The organism is Nonomuraea sp. NPDC048881, assembly GCF_040649795.1.
GTDB lineage: Bacteria > Actinomycetota > Actinomycetes > Streptosporangiales > Streptosporangiaceae > Nonomuraea.
The window spans coordinates 1-1,321 of the sequence record NZ_JBEZGC010000054.1; the positions used below are offsets into that span (position 1 = coordinate 1).

The following is a 1,321-nucleotide window of genomic DNA, read 5'->3' on the forward strand; positions in this document are numbered from 1 at the left end:
GGTTGCTGTTTGTTGTTTGAGATTTGCATAGTGGACGCGAGCATCTTTGTGGCCAAGTTTTTTAGGGCACACGGTGGATGCCTTGGCATCAGGAGCCGATGAAGGACGTGGGAGGCTGCGTTAAGCCTCGGGGAGTCGCCAACCAGACGTTGATCCGGGGATGTCCGAATGGGGAAACCCAGCACCAGTCATGTGGTGTTGCCTCCGCCTGAATGTATAGGGCGGTTGGTGGTAACGCGGGGAAGTGAAACATCTCAGTACCCGTAGGAAGAGAAAACAACAGTGATTCCGTGAGTAGTGGTGAGCGAAAGCGGATGAGGCTAAACCGGGCGTGTGTGATAGCCGGCAGGCGTTGCATGTCCGGGGTCGTGGGACCCTCTGGTGGTTTCTGCCGAAGCCACAAGAAGTGATAAACCTTTGAGGTAGTCGAAAGCTCTGGGAAGGGCTGCCGTAGACCGTGAGAGCCGGGTAGGCGAAATCTTGAAGGCTTCTTGAGGGGATCCCAAGTAGCACGGGGCCCGAGAAATCCTGTGTGAATCTGCCAGGACCACCTGGTAAGCCTAAATACTCCCTGATGACCGATAGTGCACGAGTACCGTGAGGGAAAGGTGAAAAGTGCCCCGGTGAGGGGTCGTGAAATAGTACCTGAAACCGTGTGCCTACAAGCCGTAGGAGCGTACAAGGATTTCGGTCCTTGTGTGATGTGACTGCGTGCCTTTTGAAGAATGAGCCTGCGAGTTATGGTGTGTGGCGAGGTTAACCCGTGTGGGGGAGCCGTAGCGAAAGCGAGTCTGAATAGGGCGTTTGAGTCGCATGCTGTAGACCCGAAGCGGAGTGATCTACGCATGGGCAGGTTGAAGCTCAGGTAAGACTGGGTGGAGGACCGAACCCACCAGGGTTGAAAACCTGGGGGATGACCTGTGTGTAGGGGTGAAAGGCCAATCAAACTCCGTGATAGCTGGTTCTCCCCGAAATGCATTTAGGTGCAGCGTCGCGTGTTTCTTGCCGGAGGTAGAGCTACTGGATGGCCGATGGGCCCGACAAGGTTACTGACGTCAGCCAAACTCCGAATGCCGGTAAGTGAGAGCGTGGCAGTGAGACTGCGGGCGATAAGGTTCGTAGTCGAGAGGGAAACAGCCCAGATCACCGACTAAGGCCCCTAAGCGTGTGCTAAGTGGGAAAGGATGTGGAGTCGCAGAGACAACCAGGAGGTTGGCTTAGAAGCAGCCACCCTTGAAAGAGTGCGTAATAGCTCACTGGTCAAGTGATTCTGCGCCGACAATGTAGCGGGGCTCAAGCACACCGCCGAAGTCGTGGCATT

Annotated in this window: 1 rRNA gene; it reads left to right on the top strand. The window is 55.5% G+C overall.

Annotated features, from left to right (window positions below):
- Positions 1-50 precede the first annotated feature (50 nt).
- A 23S ribosomal RNA gene (locus tag AB0C33_RS51140) occupies positions 51-1,321 on the top strand; the annotation flags it as partial.